At 55.8% G+C, this 21,888-nt stretch carries 23 protein-coding genes; 20 read left to right on the plus strand and 3 right to left on the minus strand.

Annotated elements, in window-relative coordinates; genetic code table 11:
* Window positions 1-6 precede the first annotated feature (6 nt).
* The 7 genes from rlmN (at window position 7) to spoVM (ending at window position 6,422) form a co-directional block, all read left to right on the plus strand.
* Window positions 7-1,089 carry a dual-specificity RNA methyltransferase RlmN gene (gene rlmN, locus JMF85_RS14740; RefSeq protein ID WP_054798204.1) on the plus strand — a complete coding sequence of 361 codons (1,083 nt, stop codon included), beginning with the start codon at window positions 7-9 and terminating at the stop codon, window positions 1,087-1,089.
* 8 nt (window positions 1,090-1,097) lie between these two features.
* A complete protein-coding gene (locus JMF85_RS14745; protein WP_054798205.1) occupies window positions 1,098-1,871 on the plus strand; it encodes a Stp1/IreP family PP2C-type Ser/Thr phosphatase in 774 nt (257 codons plus the stop codon).
* Between the two features lie 8 nt (window positions 1,872-1,879).
* A complete protein-coding gene (gene pknB / locus JMF85_RS14750) occupies window positions 1,880-4,069 on the plus strand; it encodes a Stk1 family PASTA domain-containing Ser/Thr kinase (RefSeq protein WP_201318439.1) in 2,190 nt (729 codons plus the stop codon).
* The gene (gene rsgA / locus JMF85_RS14755; RefSeq protein WP_201318440.1) at window positions 4,069-4,989 is read left to right on the plus strand and encodes a ribosome small subunit-dependent GTPase A; all 921 of its coding nucleotides are present in this window, start codon (window positions 4,069-4,071) and stop codon (window positions 4,987-4,989) included. The genes pknB and rsgA overlap by 1 nt, the downstream gene beginning before the upstream one ends.
* 2 nt (window positions 4,990-4,991) lie before the next feature.
* Window positions 4,992-5,651 (plus strand): ribulose-phosphate 3-epimerase, encoded by a 660-nt coding sequence (gene rpe / locus JMF85_RS14760; protein ID WP_054798202.1) that lies wholly within the window; start codon window positions 4,992-4,994, stop codon window positions 5,649-5,651.
* A gap of 7 nt (window positions 5,652-5,658) precedes the next feature.
* On the plus strand, window positions 5,659-5,976 hold the full coding sequence (locus tag JMF85_RS14765) for a hypothetical protein (RefSeq protein WP_201318441.1): 318 nt from the start codon (window positions 5,659-5,661) through the stop codon (window positions 5,974-5,976).
* A 365-nt stretch (window positions 5,977-6,341) separates the two neighbouring features.
* Window positions 6,342-6,422 (plus strand): stage V sporulation protein SpoVM, encoded by an 81-nt coding sequence (spoVM, locus tag JMF85_RS14770; RefSeq protein WP_014652194.1) that lies wholly within the window; start codon window positions 6,342-6,344, stop codon window positions 6,420-6,422.
* Between the two features lie 102 nt (window positions 6,423-6,524).
* On the opposite strand, the gene rpmB is transcribed toward spoVM, so the two are convergent.
* Window positions 6,525-6,713, minus strand: coding sequence for a 50S ribosomal protein L28 (gene rpmB, locus JMF85_RS14775; protein WP_054798201.1), 189 nt, complete (start codon window positions 6,711-6,713; stop codon window positions 6,525-6,527).
* A 188-nt stretch (window positions 6,714-6,901) separates the two neighbouring features.
* Here rpmB and JMF85_RS14780 point away from each other — a divergent pair, with 188 nt between their 5' ends.
* The 6 genes from JMF85_RS14780 (at window position 6,902) to JMF85_RS14805 (ending at window position 13,953) form a co-directional block, all read left to right on the plus strand.
* Window positions 6,902-7,264, plus strand: coding sequence for an Asp23/Gls24 family envelope stress response protein (locus JMF85_RS14780; RefSeq protein WP_054798200.1), 363 nt, complete (start codon window positions 6,902-6,904; stop codon window positions 7,262-7,264).
* A gap of 70 nt (window positions 7,265-7,334) precedes the next feature.
* Window positions 7,335-9,134, plus strand: coding sequence for a DAK2 domain-containing protein (locus tag JMF85_RS14785; RefSeq protein ID WP_201318442.1), 1,800 nt, complete (start codon window positions 7,335-7,337; stop codon window positions 9,132-9,134).
* Between the two features lie 70 nt (window positions 9,135-9,204).
* Window positions 9,205-10,062 (plus strand): DegV family protein, encoded by an 858-nt coding sequence (locus JMF85_RS14790; RefSeq protein ID WP_127608464.1) that lies wholly within the window; start codon window positions 9,205-9,207, stop codon window positions 10,060-10,062.
* 6 nt (window positions 10,063-10,068) lie between these two features.
* On the plus strand, window positions 10,069-12,123 hold the full coding sequence (recG, locus tag JMF85_RS14795) for an ATP-dependent DNA helicase RecG (protein ID WP_201318443.1): 2,055 nt from the start codon (window positions 10,069-10,071) through the stop codon (window positions 12,121-12,123).
* 101 nt (window positions 12,124-12,224) lie between these two features.
* Entirely contained in the window at window positions 12,225-12,512 is a 288-nt protein-coding gene (locus tag JMF85_RS14800; RefSeq protein WP_054800063.1) for a stage VI sporulation protein F, read from the plus strand.
* 112 nt (window positions 12,513-12,624) lie between these two features.
* Complete coding sequence (locus JMF85_RS14805) at window positions 12,625-13,953, plus strand: right-handed parallel beta-helix repeat-containing protein (protein WP_201318444.1); 1,329 nt, start codon at window positions 12,625-12,627, stop codon at window positions 13,951-13,953.
* A gap of 59 nt (window positions 13,954-14,012) precedes the next feature.
* Here the strand turns inward: JMF85_RS14805 and fxsT are convergent, their stop codons facing one another.
* Entirely contained in the window at window positions 14,013-16,418 is a 2,406-nt protein-coding gene (gene fxsT, locus JMF85_RS14810; RefSeq protein ID WP_201318445.1) for an FxSxx-COOH system tetratricopeptide repeat protein, read from the minus strand.
* Window positions 16,419-16,465: 47 nt separating this feature from the next.
* Window positions 16,466-16,948, minus strand: coding sequence for a toll/interleukin-1 receptor domain-containing protein (locus JMF85_RS14815; protein WP_054798191.1), 483 nt, complete (start codon window positions 16,946-16,948; stop codon window positions 16,466-16,468).
* A gap of 349 nt (window positions 16,949-17,297) precedes the next feature.
* Here JMF85_RS14815 and JMF85_RS14820 point away from each other — a divergent pair, with 349 nt between their 5' ends.
* The 7 genes from JMF85_RS14820 to JMF85_RS14850 all read left to right on the plus strand — a co-directional run bounded on the left by JMF85_RS14820 (window position 17,298) and on the right by JMF85_RS14850 (window position 21,830).
* Window positions 17,298-17,753, plus strand: a complete 456-nt coding sequence (locus JMF85_RS14820) for a hypothetical protein (protein WP_201318446.1) — start codon at window positions 17,298-17,300, stop codon at window positions 17,751-17,753.
* A 101-nt stretch (window positions 17,754-17,854) separates the two neighbouring features.
* Window positions 17,855-18,115 (plus strand): hypothetical protein, encoded by a 261-nt coding sequence (locus JMF85_RS14825; protein WP_141333701.1) that lies wholly within the window; start codon window positions 17,855-17,857, stop codon window positions 18,113-18,115.
* A 40-nt stretch (window positions 18,116-18,155) separates the two neighbouring features.
* Entirely contained in the window at window positions 18,156-19,469 is a 1,314-nt protein-coding gene (locus tag JMF85_RS14830; RefSeq protein WP_201318447.1) for a glutathionylspermidine synthase family protein, read from the plus strand.
* 21 nt (window positions 19,470-19,490) lie between these two features.
* A complete protein-coding gene (locus JMF85_RS14835) occupies window positions 19,491-19,925 on the plus strand; it encodes a DUF350 domain-containing protein (protein ID WP_127608457.1) in 435 nt (144 codons plus the stop codon).
* A gap of 12 nt (window positions 19,926-19,937) precedes the next feature.
* Entirely contained in the window at window positions 19,938-20,327 is a 390-nt protein-coding gene (gene gloA2 / locus JMF85_RS14840; protein ID WP_054798258.1) for an SMU1112c/YaeR family gloxylase I-like metalloprotein, read from the plus strand.
* 280 nt (window positions 20,328-20,607) lie between these two features.
* Window positions 20,608-20,910, plus strand: coding sequence for a hypothetical protein (locus JMF85_RS14845; protein WP_201318448.1), 303 nt, complete (start codon window positions 20,608-20,610; stop codon window positions 20,908-20,910).
* 119 nt (window positions 20,911-21,029) lie between these two features.
* Window positions 21,030-21,830 (plus strand): IucA/IucC family C-terminal-domain containing protein, encoded by an 801-nt coding sequence (locus JMF85_RS14850; RefSeq protein WP_201318449.1) that lies wholly within the window; start codon window positions 21,030-21,032, stop codon window positions 21,828-21,830.
* Window positions 21,831-21,888 lie beyond the last annotated feature (58 nt).

The following is a 21,888-nucleotide window of genomic DNA, read 5'->3' on the forward strand; positions in this document are numbered from 1 at the left end:
TAAGATATGGAACTGCCAGCAAGCAAAATGCCCACCAACCTTAAGCCCTACGTCTACGATTATACGTTAGAGGATTGGCAGGCTTGGGTGAAAGAGAACGGAGAGTCGGGCTTTCGCGCCGGCCAAATTTTTGACTGGTTATATGTGAAAAGAGTTTCAAGCTTCGACGCGATGACGAACCTGCCGAAATCGCTGCGGGACAAGCTGCGGGATCAGTTCGACTTCGTCACGTTAAACGAAGTGGCGCACTACCGGTCCAAAGACGGTACCGTGAAGTTTCTATTCGAATTAACGGATAAGAACGCGATCGAAACGGTCATCATGAAGCACAGCTACGGCAACAGCATTTGCGTCACGACGCAAGTCGGCTGCCGGATCGGCTGTACGTTCTGCGCTTCCACGCTAGGCGGCTTGAAGCGGAATTTGACCTCGGGCGAAATTATCGCGCAGGTGGTCAAAGCCCAGCAACTGCTCGATGAAACGGAAGAGCGCGTCAGCAGCATCGTCATCATGGGCATTGGCGAGCCGTTCGAGAACTATGACGCCGTCATGAAGTTTCTCAAGGTGATGATTCATCCGAAAGGTCTGAACATCGGGCAGCGCCACATTACGGTATCGACGAGCGGCATCGTGCCGAACATTTACCGTTTTGCGGACGAAGATACGCAGATCAATCTGGCGATTTCGATACACGCGCCAAACGACGAGCTGCGTTCCAAGCTGATGCCGGTGAACCGGCGCTATCCTTTTGCCGACTTGCTGGAAGCCTGTCGTTACTATGTGGCCAAGACCGGCCGCCGCATCACGTTCGAATACGCTTTGATGGGGAATGTAAACGACAGACCGGAGCATGCGGAGGAGCTGGCTCGGGTGCTCAAGACGTTCCCGATGGCTCACGTCAACCTCATCCCGGTCAACTTCGTATCCGAGCGCGACTACGTGCGTACGCCGCGCAACGATATCTTCGCGTTCCAGCGCATTCTCGAGAAGAACAAAGTGAACGCCACGATCCGCCGCGAGCAGGGCAGCGACATCGCCGCGGCTTGCGGACAATTGCGGGCGAAGCATATGGAGTCGGGTGCGAGGTGAAACCTACGATGTTGAAAATGGCCTTTTTATCCGATATTGGACGGGTCCGCACGGTCAATGAAGACCGTGCGCTCGTTCAGGATCAACCGGACGGATGGGCGCTCGCCATCGTCGCCGACGGCATGGGCGGTCATCAGGCGGGCGATATCGCAAGCGCAATGGCGATCGAATGGATTCCGCAAGGTCTGCATCCGATGGACGCTGATCTGAACGGCGAGCAGCGGGGCCAGCGTCTGCGTTCTGCGATCGAAAAAGCGAATGAGAAAATATTTGAGTACGCTTCCGAGCGGGAAAACTACCACGGAATGGGAACGACGGTGGTCGCTGTTCTGGCCAGCAGTGAATCCGCTGTGATCGCGCATATCGGGGACAGCCGGGCTTACCGCATTCGCGGCGGTCATATCGAACAGCTGACGGAGGATCATTCGCTCGTGAACGAGCTGGTCAAGAGCGGGCAAATCAGCCGTGAAGAGGCGGAACACCATCCGCGCCGCAATGTGTTGACACGGGCGCTGGGCACGGAGCCTACGATCGAGGTTGACGTGCAGGAAATTTCCTGGCAGTCCGGCGACATGCTGCTGCTGTGCAGCGACGGCCTTAGCGGTCTCGTGGACCAGCAGCGCATTTTACATACGGTGTTGGGAGAAGGCGATCTTGAGGACAAAGTTCGCGGCTTGATCAACGAAGCGCTGGCTGCGGGCGGCGACGATAACGTCACTGTCGTATTGATGGCTAACGATTCCCGGCATCGGGCGTCGGAACCTAACGGAGAAGCGGGGTGAGGGATGGAATGATCGGCAGACAGCTAGGAGGACGTTACGAAATTCTCGAGCGGGTCGGCGGCGGAGGAATGGCCATCGTATACAAAGGACTAGATATTTTATTACATCGACATGTGGCCGTGAAAGTGCTCCGCCAGCAGTACGTGCACGACGAGGAATTCATCCAGCGGTTCCGCCGCGAAGCGCAAGCGGCCGCCTCCTTATCGCATCCGAATGTGGTCAGCATCTACGACGTCGGTCAGGAAGAAGACGTGCATTACATCGTGATGGAGTACATCGAAGGGACGACCTTGAACGATTTGATTAAAACGAGGGCGCCTCTGCAGGTGGAAGAAGCCGTGCATATCGCCGGTCAAATCTGCGATGCGCTCGATCACGCACACCATAATCAAATCATCCATCGCGACATCAAGCCGCACAATATCCTGATTGGCAAAAATGGACGCGTCAAAGTGACCGATTTCGGCATCGCGCGCGCCGTTACATCCTCTACGATCACACAAACCGGCTCGGTGGTCGGTTCGGTGCATTATTTCTCGCCGGAGCATGCCAAAGGTACGCCGACCGGCGAGCAATCCGATTTGTACTCGCTAGGGATCGTCATGTACCAAATGCTGACCGGTCGTCTTCCTTTTCTCGGGGAGAGCCCGATCAGCGTCGCACTGAAGCATTTGCAGGAGGACGTCGAGGAGCCGCGCAAAGTAAATCCGCTCATTCCGCAGAGCGTCGAGAACGTCATTTTGCGGGCGATGCGGAAAAGCACGACGGAACGGTATCGTTCCGCCAAAGAAATGCTCGGCGATCTGGAATCGTGCCTGCTGCCGCATCGCCGAAACGAGCCGAAGGTCAACTTCCTCGATGACGACGAGCTCGATGAAGAACGGACGCGCGTCATGCCGGCTCTAAGGCCCGACCAATTTACGATCGACCGTTCCTCGCTGCAGGCAGCCGAGGACGACGAGGACGATGAGGAGGAACCTGCGGCTCCGCGCAAGAAGAAACGCTGGGTAAAGCCGCTGGTTATCATCCTTGTGCTGCTTGCGGTGCTGGGCGGCATGTGGTATGCGGTCGGTGTGGTTAAGGCTAAAGTGATGATCGAGCGGGTGGACGTCCCGACCGTCGTCGGCCTGCAGCTCGTGCAAGCGCAGCAGATGCTGCACGACGCGAAGCTGGAGTCGGAATTCGAGTACGTCAAGGATGACAAAAATTCGCCTAAGGACACGGTTGTCCGTCAAAGCCATTCCGACATGAAGGTGAATGTCGGCTCGAAGATTACGCTGTACGTCAGCCAAGGGCCGGATAAGAAAAAAATGCCCGACCTGGTGAAATTGAAGCTTGGCGATGCGACAACGCGGTTGAAGGAGCTGGGCATCGCCGAGAAGAACATCGTCGTCGAATCGAAGTTTATGGACGAGCCGCCGGACACGGTCGTGAGCCAGACGCCGGCGGCGGACGAAGAATTCGCCGATCCGGCGGCCGTCATGGTGAAGCTGGTTGTGTCCAAAGGGCGCGAATCCATCCCGATGCCGAATTTGATCGGCAAGACGGAGAATGAAGCGAAAAACATGCTGCTGGTCAACAACCTGAATCTCGCTAAGGATGGAATTACCTACGAGGCTAGCTATAAGCAATCGAAGGGCAAGGTCATCGGGCAGTTCCCTTACCAGCCGAATGATTCCGTGCCGCCGGGAACAGAAATCACGTTAACGGTCAGTTCGGGTCTTCCGGAAGAAGCCGGACCGATGTCCGTCAGCATACCGATCAAGCCTGCGCAAGAGGGGAAAGCGTCAACGGTCAAAATTTTGTTGACCGACGCGACTTACGACACGCCGACGGAATATCAAACGCTGAGCAACGTAACGAAGACGGAGATGCTTCAAGTGAAGCTGGTCGTGTCCCCGGATAAAAACGCGGTCATCCAGGTTAAGGTGGATAACAATATCGCCGATCTGATTACGGTGACGTATCAGGATTATTTGATGCAAAAAAGCGGCAAGCCTGTAACGCCGAGCACTGGAACGCCGAATACCGGCGCCGGCGGGACGGGGATTCAGCAGCAGGGCGGCACCAACAAGCCGGCCGGGACGGATAGTCAGGCTCCTGCAAACAACGGCGGGGCGAAGCCCGCGCAGGGCGGCACAAGCGTGCCGGCCGGAGGAGCAAGCGGAAATACGACAACGGGAGGCCGAATGTCATAATGCCCAACGGATTGATCGTCAAGGCATTAAGCGGATATTACTACGTGCTGGCGGAAGGGTCCCACGATTCCGAATATATTCAATGCCGGGCGCGCGGCGTCTTCAAGAAGCGGAACATCTCGCCGCTGGTCGGAGACCGGGTCGCTTACGAATTGACGGAGAACGGGGAAGGAACGGTCACGGAAATTTTGCCTCGGTCCTCGGAGCTCGTGCGTCCACCGATCGCCAACGTGGAACAAGTCGTTCTTGTGTTTTCGGTCGGGGAGCCGGCGCTTAACATTCCGCTGCTCGATAAATTTCTCGTGCATACCGAAAGCGCGGGACTGGATACGATCATTTGCTTGACGAAGCGGGATTTGTGGTCCCCGTCCGCATCGGACAAGACGGATGAGGATTCGTCGGAGGAGCTTGAGGCGGTCGTGCGTTTGTACGAGTCGATCGGCTATCCGGTGCTTGTCACGAGCTCCAAGGAAGGGGTCGGCGTGGAAGAGGTGCGTAAACGTCTCTCCGGACGGATCAGCGTGTTCGCGGGTCAGTCGGGCGTCGGCAAGTCGACGCTGCTTAATGCGATGATTCCCGGGCTGCAGCTGGAAACGAACGAAATCAGCATGAAGCTTGGCCGGGGCAAGCATACGACGCGTCATGTCGAGCTGCTGCGCCTGCCGAACGGCGGCATAGTCGCCGATACGCCGGGGTTCAGCCAGCTTGACTTTCTGCAGGTTGACGCCGAAGGTCTCGGCGCATGCTTCCGCGAGTTCGCGCCGTTCGCGGCGCAATGCCGATTCCGCGGCTGCCTTCATCTGCACGAGCCTGATTGTAAAGTGCAGGAAGCGATGGAGCAGGGGCGGATCGCGGCCTCGCGGTATTCGGATTACGTACTGTTTCTGGAAGAAATCCGCGGTCAAAAAAGGAGGTATTAACGATGCTGCGCATAGCGCCATCGATTCTTTCCGCCGACTTCGCCCGTCTGGGCGAGGAGGTGGCAGACGTGGAGCAGGGCGGAGCCGATTGGCTTCACGTCGATGTGATGGACGGGCACTTTGTGCCGAATATGACGATCGGACCGCTTGTGGTGGAAGCCCTTCGGCCGAGAACGAAGCTTCCGCTCGACGTTCACCTGATGATCGAACAACCGGATCGTTATGTGCCGGCGTTCGCCAAAGCCGGCGCAGATCTGATCTCCGTGCATGCGGAAGCGTGCGTGCATCTGCACCGCACGCTTCACGGCATTAAAGAGCAGGGAGTCAAGGCGGGAGTTGTCTTAAACCCGGCTACGCCGTTATCGGCGATCGAATACGCGCCGCTGGAAATCGTGGACTTGGTGCTCGTCATGACGGTAAACCCCGGCTTCGGGGGCCAAAGCTTCATTCCGGGGTCGCTGGAGAAAATTCGTTCGCTGCGTAAGATGTTGAATGAGCGGGGTTTGGCGCACATCGACATCGAAGTGGACGGAGGCATCAATGCCGAGACGGCCAAGCTTGTGGCGGCTGCCGGGGCCAACGTGCTGGTGGCGGGCAACGCGGTGTTCGGCCAACCGGACCGTGCCGCCGCGATCCGCGCCATTCGCGGGGAGGAGCGCTGATTCCAGCTTGCGTGCGGCAAAAGTTGTGATGTTCGGCCTGTTAGGCGGCGGTCTTATCTTTCTATTCTCGATTATGCAGGATCTGAGCAAGTATGTGTTCTCACTGGGAGCACTGTACGTCGGCTACCAGTTTTTTACGCGCAACGACTCGCGCGCCATGCGCATCGGTTTTGTCGCCGCGGCAGTCGGCTTGACGCCGTGTAAGCGCCGCTCCAACTTATCGGTTGGGGCGGCGTTTTTTTTTTTCGGGCGTGAGCTTTACATGGCGGACGCATCGGCATTACCATCCGGCTCACCTTGTGCCCCTCCTTCAAACCAAGCGTGACACCTGCAGCGAATCGGCGTGCTCGGCGTGCTCGGCGTGCTGCTATCTTGCTTAGGGTCAAGCGGGAAAGCCGAGAGGAAGAAAGTCCCCCGGACTGCGTAAATCTTGTCTCGTGTGAAGTCATAATTAATCGGAGGAGTTAATAATATAAAGTAAAAAGTTATGGCTCTAGCCTGCCATTGGATGTGTGAACCGGAAGAAAAAGGTAAGTCACCTTTGGGGAGCGGTACGAATATAATGCTTACGAAAATGGTTTTGCCGGGCAAAGCCGAGCAACTGCTTACGAAGCGACTTTGCTTTCGCAAAGCTTATGACTATGCTGACGAAGTGGCTTTGCCAGTCAAAGCCCGGGAGGAGGATGCAAAATGAAATTTTACACAATCAAGCTTCCGAAGTTTTTAGGTGGGTTTGTGAAGGCGGTACTTAATACATTCAGTAAAAACTGAACGTACGCCACCCATACTTATACGGGTCGACTTGCAGCCTTCGAAGTTCGGGGCAAACTAAAAAAGCACCTGAAACAGGTGCTTTTTGTCTGCAAGCGCAGATTACACGCGAGTTACTTTGCCGGATTTCAAAGCCTTCGTGCTTACCCAAACACGTTTAGGTTTGCCGTCCACCAGAATGCGGACCTTTTGCACGTTAACTCCCCATGTGCGTTTCGCTTTGTTGTTCGCATGGGATACGTGGTTTCCAGTGCTCGGACTTTTACCGGTAATAAAACATTTACGGGACATGTGTTACACCTCCTTAAAGCATACGCGCTCAAAGCATACTTAACTATGATAGCACAGTGGGTAAAAGCCGTCAACGGAACGAAAGGACAATCTTGGCACTTTTCATGGAAGTTTATTTATTTCTTGCAACAGATATAGTACAATGTTACATAGTCCATCGTAATCTAAATTAAAGGAGCGTTCTAAAGATGGCTATTGAACTGGCTTCACCCTATGGCAAAATATATGTGACGGACGAAGTAGTCTCCGTACTCGCCGGCTCCGCAGCTCTGGAATGTTACGGGCTTGTCGGCATGGCGTCGCGCAACCAGTTCAAGGACGGAATCGCCGAGCTTCTGCGAAGGGATAACCTGAGCCGCGGCGTTGAAGTGCATCGCGATGAAACGGGCATTCTCGCCATTGATTTATATATCGTCGTTAGCTATGGCACGAAGATTTCCGTTGTGGCGCACAACGTTCAAACCAAAGTGAAGTACATGCTTCGCGAAGTGGCGGGATTGCAAGTCGATGCCGTCAACATTTTCGTACAAGGCGTTCGTATCGCCCAATAAGACTAAGCAGAGGCATCAGTTGCGACCGGGCCAGGGGCCTGGCGCGGGATAGGGAATAGCAGGAAGGGGAATGGTCTTTTTGAGTAAGCGCTTCAATGAATTGAACGGTGCGGATTTTATCCGAATGGTGGAGGCGGGGGCTCTTCGGCTGAAGACGAATGTCGATCGAGTCAACGCGCTGAACGTGTTTCCGGTGCCGGATGGAGATACAGGAACGAATATGAATCTAACTCTTACATCCGGGGTCGAGGAGCTGCGGCGCAGGCCGTCCGAACACCTCGGGAAGGCAGCCGAGGCGCTGGCCAAAGGGCTGTTGATGGGTGCACGCGGTAACTCGGGCGTCATTCTGTCGCAGTTGTTCCGCGGTTTTTCGAAAGCCGTGGCCGACCTTAGCACAGCGAACGCGCAGCAGGTCGCAGCCGCTTTTCAGAACGGCGTCGATATGGCGTATAAGGCAGTGGTGAAACCGGTGGAGGGCACCATTCTGACGGTAGCCAAAGAAGCGGCCAAACAAGCGGTCGTGACGGCAAAGCGTCAATCGGATGTGACGACGGTTGTGTCCGAGCTTCTGCGTCAAGGGCAGGACGCTTTAAACCGTACACCCGATTTGCTTCCGGTGCTGAAGCAGGTTGGCGTTGTCGATTCGGGTGGACAAGGCTTGGTATTGATCTATGAAGGGTTTATGTCGGCGCTTGAAGGTCAAGATGAGGTGGTTGAGCCGGCGGATATGCCGTATGTGGCGTTTGGCGCGGTGCAGCCGATCGACGAGCTGCTGGAACCGGAGAATACGGCCGTGAACGTCCAGGCTCACGCCGAACCGAAGAGCGCGCAGGCCCACCTGGCGACGGAAGATATCGAATATGGGTACTGCACCGAGTTCATGATCCGTTTGAACCCGTCCAAGACGGCCTCCCGGCCTTTTGACGAAGCGCTCTTCCGCGAGCAGCTGTCCGCGTATGGAGATTCGCTGCTCGTCGTGGCTGACGACGATCTGGTCAAAATTCATATCCATGCCGAATATCCCGGAACGGTAATGACGCATGCCCAGCAGTACGGCGAGCTGAGCCGGATCAAGATCGAAAATATGCGCGATCAGCACACGCACATTTTGGAATCGGAGCAGCCGTTCGGAACGGTAGAGCCTGCGCTTCAAGCAGCCGCTGCCGCGGTTCCGGCCGAAGCTGCCGCAATTGCGGATACGGACGATTTGAAGCGATACGGCTTCGTAGCGGTGTCCGCAGGCGAGGGGCTGAGCGGAATCTTCACCAGCCTGGGCGTCGATCGCGTGCTGCACGGGGGACAAACGATGAATCCGAGCACGGAGGACATCGTAAAGGCCGTTTCGGAGGTCGAAGCGCATACCGTGTTCGTACTGCCCAATAACTCCAACATCATCATGGCTGCCCAGCAGGCGGTCGAGCTCGTGGAAGACAAGCAAGTGATCGTCGTTCCGAGCAAGTCGATTCCGCAGGGCATCGCCGCCATCATCGCGTTTCAGGAGGAAGCGGCGCCTGACGAGAATGCCGACAATATGCAGCAGGCGCTCCAGCAGGTGCATGCCGGTCAAGTGACGTACGCGGTCCGCGATACGCAGATGGACGGCATCGACATTAAGCAGGGCGATTATATCGGCATTCACAACAGCAAGATCGTCGCTTCGAACCCGGACTTGGTCGCCTCCTGCCGGCAGCTGATCGACAGCCTGCTTGCGGACGGCGCGGAAATATTAACATTGTACGCCGGGGCGGACGCCGAGGAATCGACGACGCAGCAGCTTGTTGCGTATGTGCATGAGGCGCACGGCGACGTCGAAGTGGAAGTGCACGAAGGCGGTCAACCGTTGTACTATTACATTATTTCCGCAGAGTAAGGCACGGTTCGAGACCGTTTCGGTCTCGAGGCGCGTCACCCAATTACCATTTGGACGGGGGGAGGCTCCCATGAGCCAAGTTCGCATCGTAACCGACAGCACAGCCGACATTCCCAAAGACGTACGCGAGAAGCTGGGGATCGAGATGGTGCCCTTGAAGGTATTGTTCGGCACCGAATCTTACCGCGACGCCGTTGATATTAGCGCAGATGCGTTTTATGATAAATTGACGGGTTCGAACGTCATGCCGACTACTTCGCAGCCGTCGCCGATCGAATTTCTCGAAGTGTATCAGCAGCTGGCCGAACAGGGGGACGGACCGATCATCTCGATCCATCTGTCTTCGGCGATGAGCGGCACGTACCAGTCGGCGCTGATCGCGAAGACAATGATCGACGATAAGATCGACATTGACGTCGTCGATTCGAAGTCCGCGTCTTACGGCTTCGGTCTGCTCGTCGTCGCAGCGGCGGAAGCCGCACGGCAAGGGAAGAGCAGGGAAGAAATCTTGGCAATGATTGCCGGGATTCGCGAAAGCACGAAAATATATTTTCTGGTCGATACGCTGGAATTTCTGCAAAAAGGCGGACGTATCGGCAAAGCGGCTGCATTGGTCGGCTCGCTGCTCAATATTAAGCCGATCTTGTCCATCAGCGACGACGGTCAGGTGTTTTCCGTCGATAAAGTGCGCGGCACGAAGAAAGCGATGGGCCGCATTGCCGAGATGCTGAAGCAGGATTTCGGCCATCGTCCTCTTCATCTTATTTTTGCTTATACGAAGGGGCAAGAGCATGCGCAGGAGCTGCAAAGGCAGCTGGAGTCTCAATTTCAAGTGCAGAGTATCAACTATACGCAAATTGGCTCCGTTATCGGAGCTCATGCCGGACCGGGAACCATTGCGGTGTTTGCCTATCCGGCTCAGGAGTGAATGAACATGTCGATCGATTTGTACAAAGTACCGGTCGGTCAAGTCGTCGGCGTTAAAGGAAAGAAGCTGGAGGAGCTGCACGCGCTTGGCATTTCAAGCGTGGGGCAGCTTCTTGATTATTATCCTTTCCGCTACGAAGATTACACGCTTCGCGACTTGACCCAGGTAAAGGATGGGGACAAAGTTACGGTGAAGGGTCAGATCGTCGGCATCCCGCAGGTGCAGATGTATGGGCGAACGAAGTCGCGCATGCTCTGTAAGGTGCTGGTCGATACCTGGTTCGTGACGGCGGTTTGGTTTAACCGGCACTTTCTGAAGGACAAGCTGACGAGCGGCGCCGAGATCGTGCTGACCGGCAAATGGGATCAGAAGCGGCAGCACATCACCGTAACCGAATCCGAATTTCCCGGACAGGGCGCTTCACAGACCGGAACGTTACAGCCCGTCTATTCCGTATCCGGGGCGCTCACGCAAAAGTGGTTCCGCCAAACGATGAAGCAGGCGCTGCTTCAGTTCGGGCAGATGATTCCCGAGGTGCTGCCGGCCGAGCTGCTGCATAAATATGAGCTGCTGCCGCGTAAGGCCGCCGTGAAGCTGCTGCACATGCCCGGCAATATGGAGCAGGGGCAGCGGGCGCGCCGTCGCATGGTGTTCGAGGAATTGTTCCTGTTTCAGCTGAAAATGCAGGCTTACCGGGCGATCAACCATAAGCGCGCCGACGGCGTCGCGCAACCGGTCGATCTGCCGGCCGTGCGGGCGTTCGTCCGCTCGCTGCCGTTCACATTAACGGATTCGCAGAAGAAGGTGATCGCCGAAATTTTGCATGATCTGCAGCAGCCTTACTGCATGAACCGTTTGCTGCAGGGCGACGTCGGTGCGGGAAAAACGGTCGTCGCAGCGGTTGCTTTGTTCGCCGTCGTCAAGGCCGGGTACCAAGGCGCGCTGATGGTGCCGACGGAAATTTTGGCCGAGCAGCATAAACGCTCGCTTGACCGCTTGTTCGAGCCTTACGGCATCCAAACGGCGCTGCTCACCGGGAGCCTGACGGCTCGCGGGCGCCGCGACGTCTTGGGCGCGATGCAGATGGGGCTCGTCGATATCGTCGTCGGGACCCATGCGCTGATTCAGGAAGACGTGTTCTTTCGCGCGCTGGGGCTCGTCGTAACCGACGAGCAGCATCGCTTCGGCGTCAACCAGCGCAGTGTGCTGCGCCGCAAGGGCATGAACCCGGACGTGCTGACGATGACGGCGACGCCGATTCCGCGCACGCTGGCAATTACGGCGTTCGGCGATCTGGACGTGTCGACGCTGCGGGAGCTGCCGAAGGGGAGGAAGCCGATCCAGACTTATGCGGTGCCGCATTCGATGCTGGAGCGCGTGCTCGGGTTTATCAACCGCGAGGTCGAGTCCGGGAGGCAGGCGTATGTCATTTGTCCGCTGATCGAAGAATCGGAGAAGCTGGATGTGCAGAACGCCATCGATATCCACGCGCAGCTGCAATTTGCGTTCCCGTCTTACCGCGTCGGGCTGCTGCACGGCCGCATGTCGCCTGGCGAGAAGGACGAAGTGATGCGCGAATTCAGCGAAGGACGCGTGCATGTGCTCGTCTCGACGACCGTCATCGAGGTAGGCGTCGACGTACCGAATTCGACGCTGATGGTCGTTTACGACGCCGACCGGTTCGGGCTCTCGCAGCTGCACCAGCTCCGCGGCCGGGTTGGCCGGGGCGAGCATCAGTCGTACTGCGTGCTCATCGCCGACCCGAAGAGCGAAGTCGGCAAGGAGCGCATGAAGGCGATGACGGAGACGAACGACGGCTTCGAAATCGCGCGGCGCGACCTGGAGCTGCGCGGACCGGGGGATTTCTTCGGAACGAAGCAGAGCGGGGTGCCGGATTTCCGCCTGGCGGATATGGTGACCGACTTCGAGGTCATGGAGCAGGCGCGCGACGACGCGGCGGAAATCGTCCGGCGTCCGGAATTCTGGACCGGGGCGGCGTACGTGCCGCTCAGGAGCTTCTTGCAGCGGGAGCACATTTTTGAAAGCGAGATGTTGGACTAATTCATGATTTGGGTGCCCGAAGGGTAAACATGGTCAAGCCATCCGTCATAGACTTACGGTATAGGTATGTTTCTATGCTGAAATTGACGGAGGTGGGCGGCGTGAGCTACACGAAATACGGTTTTGACCCCGCACAGGTGGAACGGATCAAGCAAAAGATGAAAAACCCGGAGACGAAGGAACGGGTGAAGATGATTCTGCAGGGCGTGACGAAGGCCGATTTGCAGGATCGGGTGAAAGTGCGGCGTTTCGTAGGGATGCTGACCAAGGCGCTCGGAGAAAAGGTAACGGATCTCCAAATGGAGAATTTGGTAAATTTCATAATTTCGCAAAAAATCGATCCGAACAATACGTTCCATCTTATTAAATTGTGGACCATGTTCCGTTAAACGGAGCATGGTTTTTTTGAAGATCTTCCCGGCTGCATTGTCAAACGTTCAGGCTACGGCTATAATTTTCATAGATTGCTAGATTATGTAGATTTACGGGAGGTACATCGGTATGCCATCGGACTCTTCTTCAAAGCAACAGACGTGGTCGCGGCGCAAGCTGCTGGCGGCGATCGGTACGGGCGCGGCGGGACTTATGTTGGGAGGGAGCGCAAGCTTCGAGCGGACCGCTTCGGCGGCAGCTCCGCTTCCCTCGGCGGCGGGCCCTTGGTTGAACGTTAAAGATTACGGCGCCAAAGGCGGCGGGCTCGTCTTCGAGAATGATGCGCCGGCCATTCAGGCGGCAATCAATGCGGCCGGGTCTTCCCGGTTCGGCGGCACGGTGTACGTTCCTCCAGGACGATATATCATCGATGCGCCTTTGTTTCTGTATTCGAATGTCCGGTTGATCGGAGACGGGCCCGTTTCTTCGGTCATCAAGTCGAACCGTTCGTCGATGGTGATGGTGCAGGGCGCGAAACTGAAGCAGTCGTCGGTGGAACGGCTCGGCTTTGAAGGCTCGGGATCGCTGACAGGCCGCAACGACTTGCAAACGGAGAAGGCGATCGCGCTGACGGAATGCGAGCAGGCTATCGTCCGCGACTGCGCGTTCCAGGCGGTTGCCAACGGCGTCTGGCTAACCGGCTGCCGCGAAACGACGGTGGTCGGCTGTTCGTTCATCCGGCTGTACTCATCGGAAAGCTTGTACGAAGGTTACGGAATCGTTGCTGAGGCGGGCGAGAAGCTCGGCCTTGTCGACAACCGGTTTCAACAGCTGGACAAGCCCTGCATTTACGTATCGGGCGGCTGCTCGCATTCCACGATCGCAGGCAATACGGCTGAAGCTTGCAAGGAATCGCTAATTACCGTTACGTCACCGCTCAAGGCGTGCTCCCACTTGCGGATCGAAGGAAATACGGTGACGTCAACCGGTCTGGCCGCCGGGGAGAAGAGCTGCAGGCATGGAATTGTGCTGCGCCATTACTGCACGGATAACGTAATTGCCGACAATAGAATCGCCGGCGCGTCCGCGGCCGGCATTTGGCTGGAAGGCGACGGGGCGGCGGAGGCGGAACGCCCGAAGAGCAACCTGATCGCCGGCAACCGCATCGTAGATTCGCCGAAAGGCATCGCGCTGCTGAACAGCGACGCCAACACGGTGAGCGGCAACGACGTAAGGCGGACGAAGGTCGGCATCGAGCTGGACACGTCCGGCGAGAAGAGCGGTTCCGTTTGCCGGGATAACGTCATCACCGGCAATACGGTGTTTCGCTGCACGGAGGCCGGCATCCGCCTTGCCACGCAGCGCTGCGAAGCAAACGCTGTCTTCGGCAACGGCGGCTCCGCGAACGGCGAAGCGTTGGCCGATGCGGGCAAGGGCACGATCCGCAGCGGGTTTTGAAGTAATGAGGAAGGCTCGGCGCGCATTGGCGCCGAGCCTTATTCATCTTCACCAATGTACTAGTTTAGAATGCTCCTGTATTTGGTAAGGGTTGAAGTGAAATTCAAGAAATCTTTTTGGAGTTCGTAGGCAACCAACAAACATTCAACAGCTTGTTTAATTAACGGATGGCCGGGTGCCAGTTTTTTTTCATAGATCCGAAGTGCCTTGTTGAAATACGTAACCGCCTTATCCAAATAGAACGGAAGACGCGTCATGCAATACGAGAATCCCAAATTGAGATAACTCTTCGCTAACTCGCTATGATCGGATTTATAAAATTTTTTCTCCATAGCCAGTCCTTGTTCCAAATATTCAATGGCTTCGGTCGTTTTTCCTAAACTTTGATAAGCCGTTCCAATATTAACGAGCTGCGTTGCGGCTTCCAATGAACCGTCCGGGAATGCTTTTTGATTGATGGCAAGCGATTTTCTGTAAAATTTGATGGCAAGTCGATGCTTCCCTTTATGATTATAAGCGAGACCTACGTTGCAAAGGCGAACCGCTATTTTCGGGTGATCCATGTCCAGGTATTGACGGTCGATCCGGTAACAGCGTTTAAAATAAGCGAGCGCTTCGTCATATTGCTCCTGATTAATGAGCGCCAGTCCGAGGTTATTGCAATCGGTTGCCACTTTGGGATGCTCGCGGCCAAACAACTCTTCATCCATCCCGAGGGCTAAACGGCAATGCTGCTCCTGCTCATTGAATCGGTGAAGATTGCTGTAGGCTTGACCGAGGAGAATGTGGCAGGTCGCTATGGAAGGATGCTTGTCGCTGTACAAATCCTGTAACAACTTTATGTTTTGGTTAAGAATTTTTAACCCTCGTTCGTTTTGATCCAGTCTTAAAAGCAGCTCGGCATAGTTGCCATTAATATTGACGGTTTGCAATGATTTTTTTCCGAATTTTTTCCTTGACCCCCGCAGTGCTTGAATAAAAAATGTTCTCGCTTCGGGAAACCGATTCGTTTTCAACAACAGCAAGCCGTAATGATTGTAGGTGGCGTACTCGTTGCTTGCCTTACTTCTCGAAATCAATTGTAGCGCTTGTTGATACAAAGACTCCGATTTTGCGTATTGTGCCATGCGGTAATAGGTAAAAGCCAGCCCGCTGTAGGGGTCGATCAAGCCTTCATATTGTTCGCCTAAAGACTTTTTGACCCAATCGATCGTTTCTTCATAAACATGGATCGCTTTTTCGTAGTTGGAGGTTAGCGTGAAATACTGTCCTAAAAAAGTCATTAAATCAATGGCTTGATCCGTAAATTGATCCATTTGCAGCGCATGTTCGGTAGCGCGTACCAGATGGGAAACAAGCCGTTCGCCGCTAGCGGTGATCTCCAGTTCCGTTTCGTTGCATTTGGAGGTCGATTTTTCCAATAGCCGCAGCACCAGACGCAGCGTCTCCCGTTGCCGGGATTCCGGCAATCCCGCGCGTACAATCTCTTGGATCAGCCGGTGCATGGATAGCGAAGCCTGATCCGCATGAATGATAGAAAAACGCCGTAATTCATAAATATAAGAGTTAAGCGTTAATGAATCCCTAATGGAGTAGTGTTCGAGCTCCAAATCTGTATCGTCTTGGACAAACAAGTCCTTGGGGATATCCTCAGGATGAAGGAAGCTCATCGCGTTAAGCAGACATAGCGCATCCGGCTTACTATCGCGTATTCGCTCCAGCGCTAGTTCCGTGACCTTAACTACCGTAAAATTGTAATTGTACGGTTGGAAAAGCTGGAGCAGCTTTGACTTATATTTATTGTATTCCTCGATATAATCTGCAAGTGAACAGCGGGTGGCTTCAATGTAGGCCCCTGCTTGTTCCAGCGCTAGTGGAAGATTGCCCAGAAGATTGGCCAACTGAAGGGCGGCAGCAGGGTCTGAAACGCCGGATCGCTGCTGGAGATACAACGCTGAATAGTCAGGATCCAGGAGGCCCAGTTCAATCGGTTCGGCAGCATGCATCCAGTTCGGGTTTCTGCTCGTGAGCAGAATGTTACCCCGGACCTCGTCCGGTAAAAAAGTTTGAAGAAGCTTAGGATCATCCATATTATCAAAAACTAACAGCCACCGTTCGTTCGCGCCAAGCCAGTTTTTGACCAGTTCCAGATTGCAGCGTTGCTCCTGATCCGGGTCTATGGGTAATTTCAGCTTTTCTCCGAGCCCGATAAAATCTTTCAGCGCCAGCGTTTCATCTTCTGCGCTCATCCAGTAGATCAGGTCGTATTGATCTTTGAATGTACGGATGTATTCGTACACAATCTGGGTCTTGCCAATCCCGGCCATACCGTGAATAGCAAAAATGCGGTTAGATACCGCTGTATGTACATGGTGGTTCAGATCGGCTATAAACGTATCTCTGCCTACGAAGTTTTTGTTTTTCAGGTGGTGCGGAATATTCCAGTGTGAACGTCTGGCAGACACGGTTTGTGGGCCCATCAAGTGTGTGTCTGATTGTCCCGATGAGCCTGCTAGGGGTTTACACGATTACCCGGGAACGGAACAGTCTTTGCCGCTGCTCCCGGAAAAACGGGTGCTTGATTTGGCTTTGCCCGCCCTAGCTGCACGCCTTGAAGCAGCGCTTCTTCCGCTTCATCGGCCGGCTTGTCGAGCAGGTCGATGTAGATGAGCGGTTTTAACAGACCTTCCAGTTCGCATGGTTTAACGCGCACAGTCAGCAGGGTAGACTGATTACCAGTCGGATCATGAACAAATGCACTTGCCCATTCCGGCTGCGTAAATGCTGAATTCAAATAATCTTGCGACAACACGGCGATGGTTCTTTGGCATTGACTGGCAGCTTCCTGCATTTTTAGAATAAAATTATTTCCCGGTCTGAAATCCCAAGCCTGGATGACGGTTTGATAACCTTTCGCTTCCAACACCCAAGCGATCCATTCCGCCCACTGCACGTCGTTCTTGTTGTAGCTAATAAAGAAGTCTTTATTCGACATATTCATACCCCTCATCATTCGCTATAAAAGATGGAAACAGCTATATATTCGACATCATCCATACATTTCCTTTTATTGCCCGACATGTGAGCTTGTCGCGCTGCCGGTGTACGCGCCTGGAAAATGCACCTGATTTTATCCGAAGGCGCAACTTTGGAGCCCGAAAGTGCGTCTAAGCGAAATGGTAATGGGTAATGCGGCCGTTGTTACGAAACGAATCTTTAGGCGCTGTTGCACGTATGAATGGTACGGATGACCGGATAAGGGCGGATGCAGCCCGCATGCTGCCCGAAGCGCGGACGACGCCTTGATGCCTCCGCGCGGTCGATGACGGAAAGGAGCGGTTTACTTGGCGCGATTGGAATATCGGTTATATACGGAAGGCGGCGAGACGTTCCCGGTCCTTTATTACTACGAGCAGATCGGGAGAGACGAGGCGGCGCTTCGGTTCGCTTGCGATTATTTCGTCAAAAGCGGACGGGTGTATGAAAAAACGTCATGCGCCGTCGAGTCGGACGGTTACGTCATTTATGTGAAAGAAGCCGAAGAGGAACGAACGATGCCATGGCGCCGGCCGGATGCGAACGGCCCGCGCGGCATCTACATGGAGCTGCGGGAGTACAGCGAAGGCACAGCCGACTACCGGCTGGTCGAGACTTACCGCTTCGCCGATACGCTGGAAGCAATGCTGCATGTGCAAGCGAATTATTTATATGCGGAAGGTCGGGAGTGGCAGCGCACGTCTTCGGAAATCGATGAAGACCGCGAAACGTATGTATATTACGCCATTTCGACTTCGACGTAAATGAATGCAATAGCCCGGAGGGAGAGGCGGCGGAGTTTGGCTTGCCCGGCTCCCGGGCTATGTAATCGCGGTCAGCCGCAAGGGGAGGGGTGAAACGAACGATGGGTCTAACGAAAAGCAGAACGCGCAAAGTCGTTTCGCTGTTCGTCGCTTCGGCGCTCGTGATCGGCGGTGCGGCCGGCTGTTCAAGTAACGGCAGCTGCACGGATCGAAATCAAGACGGCTATTGCGATGACGGAAGCGGGGGACATTCGTCGGGCTACTACGGCGGCTCCAGCGGTAAGGTGAAAAGCGGCACGAGCGGTGCGACATCCGGGATCAGCAAGGGCGGTATCGGCAGCAGCGGGAGCTCCGGCTCTTGACGTGACGGCTCGGGTACAATCGAAACGGAGGAGATGGACCATGACCAAGGAAAGCCGGAGGGTTGCAGATCTCACCTATGCCGAGCGTCGAGAAGCGCTGTATGAGCCGCTGCGCCGGGAAGGCGTGTTCACTTGGGATTGGTTGTACGGCCAAGAGTATGCGCTGGCCGGGCTGTGCCGTATCCGCCGGAGCCGGCTTGAGGAGATGCGCCGCGCTGCGGAGGCGCTCGGGCGCGTGTATGCGCGCACCGTGCAGATCGTACAGCAGGGCGAGCCCGCTTTATGGACGGAGCTCGGGCTGCCGGAGGCGTCGTTCGGCGCGCTGCGGCTTCGCTTTGATGACACGGTGCCGACGATGATCGGCCGGTTCGATTTTGCGCTGACGCCGGACGGCCTTAAGATGCTGGAGTTCAACAGCGATACGCCGACGGGCATCGTCGAGGCTTTTCACGCGAACGGGCGCATCTGCGCAGCCTACGGCGCGGAGGACCCGAACGCGGGCTGCAGCGAGGCGCTGGGCGAAGCGTTCGAGCGGATGCTGCGGCTGTACCGGGAGGCCGGTTACCCGACGGAGCGCTTTGTGTTCAGCGCGCTCGGCTGGCACGAGGAGGATGCGGGTACGACGCGCTACCTGCTGCAGCAGTCCGGCGTTACCGGCGCTGCGTTCGTGCCGCTGGCCGACCTGCGGGTGAAGGGCGAACGCCTATGGGCGCCCGGCCTGCCGCCGGCCGGCTCGACCGCCTTCGCTGAGCCGCAGCTGCAGCCGGTTGACGTGTTATACCGGCTGCACGCGCTCGAGAAGCTGGCCGAAGACCGCGACACGGACGGTTACCCGACCGGCGAGCATGTGCTGCGGCTGATTGCGGACCGCCGGTTGGCAATCGTCAATCCGCCGTCGGGCTTTGCCGCGCAGACGAAAGCGCTGCAGGCGCTCATCTGGAACCTGCACGAAGCGGACGAGTTTTATACCAAAGAGGAGCACGACACGATCAGGCGGTACATGCTGCCGACTTACTTGGAGCCTTGCTTCGAGCCGGGAACGCCGTATGTGGCGAAACCCATACTCGGGCGGGAGGGCAGCAGCGTCACGATCTATGACGGCAGCGGCGCCGCCCGGGAATCGAGCGGCGAACAGGAGTACGCCGATCAACCGATGGTGTACCAGCAATTCACCGAGCTGCCGCCGATCCGGGTAGAGACGGCGAACGGCCCGTTCGACGGTCGTCTCCTGTGGGGCTGTTTCCTGATCGATGGCAAAAGTTCGGCGGTCATCGCGCGCGTCGGCGGAACCATCACGAGCAATTTATCCTATTATTTGCCGTGCGCTTTGGAGGAAGAGGGCACTGAAAGCTAATTTGCGGGAGGAGAATCGAAGGTGGAGCAATTCGAAAGCGTCGTTAATTTTTTCATGTATTTGGGGGTTACGGTGCCGCTTGTCGGGTTAGGGCTATTGTTTTTCAACCTCGTCACGCCTTACAATGAGTTCCGGTTAATTCGCGATGCCGGGGATGTCACCGATCCGGTCAAGGCGGCGGCAGGCAAAGCGGCGGCCTACGATCTCGGCGGCAAGCTGATCGGTCAAGTGCTGGTGCTCGCTTCCGCGGTGTATCATTCCCTGGGGCTTGTCGATTTGATCGTATGGGGATTGATCGGCATCGCCTTCCAGATCCTTATCTTTTACTTGTTCGAATTGTTGACGCCATTTAAGGTGTTGGCCGAAATTCCCAGGGGAAACGTCTCCGTCGGCATCTTCTCGTTCTGCTTGAGCCTCGCCTCCGGTTTGCTGATGGCCTCGCTGATCAGTTACTAAGGAGCGGACGCGATGATTCCTATTAAACGCATTCATCATGCCGCCATCATTTGCTCGGACTATGAAAAATCGAAGCACTTTTACGTAAACATCCTCGGACTTACGGTACATAACGAAACGTATCGCGCCGAACGAAACTCCTATAAGCTGGATCTGAGGGTCGGCGGCATCTACCAAATCGAGCTGTTCTCGTTCCCCGAAGCGCCGGTGCGCTCGAGCTATCCGGAGGCCCGGGGGCTGCGGCACTTGGCTTTCGAGGTGGACGACGTGGAGGCGGCGGCCGCCCGCCTGACCGCTCAAGGCGTACAGGTCGAACCGATCCGGGTTGACGAGACGTCGGGCAAACGGTTCACATTCTTCGCGGATCCCGACGGACTGCCGCTCGAGCTGTACGAAGCTTAGCGCTGCCAGGAAGGAATAACCGCGCGCAAGACAGGAACGAAACGAAGCGCCTGCTGCCGGCAGGCGCGTTGCCCAGCATGCCCCGCAAGAAGATGTGCCGATCTCGGGCGGTCCCGGGACCGGTCTTCAGAATATGACAACGAAGTTGAAAGAAGGACGGTCCTGGAATACGGCTGGACTCGTTTGCCGGATTGAACCGTCTGAAGAACTTAAGATCGTTGCATCGGCATAACGAACCGTTCGCAGCTGCGATCGTAGCAAGGAGCGGGAGGGGTTGTGCATGGGAGGGCTTTTCATCTTTGTCGCGGTCGTTGCCGTCAATTGGATGTTGCTCCTGTTTACCAGTCTGATCGGGGTTGTGCTGGTGGATTTGTCCCTCATCGTCACGTTATTAATCGTCGTCTACGAGAACCAATTGAAGCTGCTGTACGGGGGAGCGCCGGAGCCGGACTTATCGAGGCGGGAGGAGCTGCTGCGGCAGGCGGAGCAATCCAAAGAGGAATTTGACGAGAGTGATTTGCCGAGCGCCAAGGACATTATAGAGTTGTCGGATCGTGACGACGAAAGGCGCAGCGACAACTAGTCAAATTGAACGTGGTAAAAGAAAGCGTCTTCGGTTATAATTGAAAATGAAAATCGTTATCAGCCTATAACGAGGTTAACTTTCCTTTATCGATCCGCGAAAGAAGGCGCTGCATCCTGATGGACTTTCTGACATTGGAACAAAAATATCATATTCGTCGAGAAGACCCGGAGCACTTGATTTGTTCGATTCCTGCCGCCGAATTGCTGGAGCGGCCTAATATGCAGCAGTTTCTGGAGCTTTACGGGACGCGTATCCACGCGCTTGAACCGGCTGCGTGCGCCGCTTATTTCAGCGGATGGCTTGGTTATGCGGCGTTTGCACAGCAGTATGCGCTGTCGTTTCACAATCAGGCGTTAGACCTGTCGCTCTCAAACTTCGTTGTGCAGCTGCACGTCAAGGAGAGCTATACGGCTATCTCGTTTAAGCTCGTTCGCGAGGCGGCGCAGCCGGCTCCCGCCGGGGAAGCGGAAAGAACCGCGTGGCTGCGCCGAACGCTGACGGAGCTCTACGGCACGACGTTTCGTCCGCTGCTGGAGGCCGCTTCGGAGGCCGCGGGAATCGAAGTCGGCCAATTATGGGGTCAATTCCCGACGAAGCTGAATTACTTGATGGACGATCTATTGGCGGAGGCGGAAGAGCATGAGCTGCGTGAGCGGATTGCTGAAGACTACAACCGCTTAAGACAGGAATTGAACAGCGAGGTGTTCGGCCGTGCCAAAAATCCGCTCGACGTCAAAATTCGCTGGATGGAAGACTTGAAAGATCCGGACAAGCGTATCCGTATGAAAAACGCCTGTTGCTTGTATTATCGAACCGAAGGCGGCTTTTGCTGCTATACGTGCCCGCGCTTGACGGAAGAACAGCGCGAGGAGCGCCGTACACAGGCGCGGAAGACGGCAATCGCGCAGGGCTCTTAGCGCTAGGGCTTGCCATACCAAACAAAAACGGAACGAAGGTCGATGACTTTCGTTCCGT

Source organism: Paenibacillus sp. EPM92, from assembly GCF_016586185.1.
GTDB classification, from domain to species: Bacteria; Bacillota; Bacilli; order Paenibacillales; family NBRC-103111; genus Paenibacillus_G; species Paenibacillus_G validus.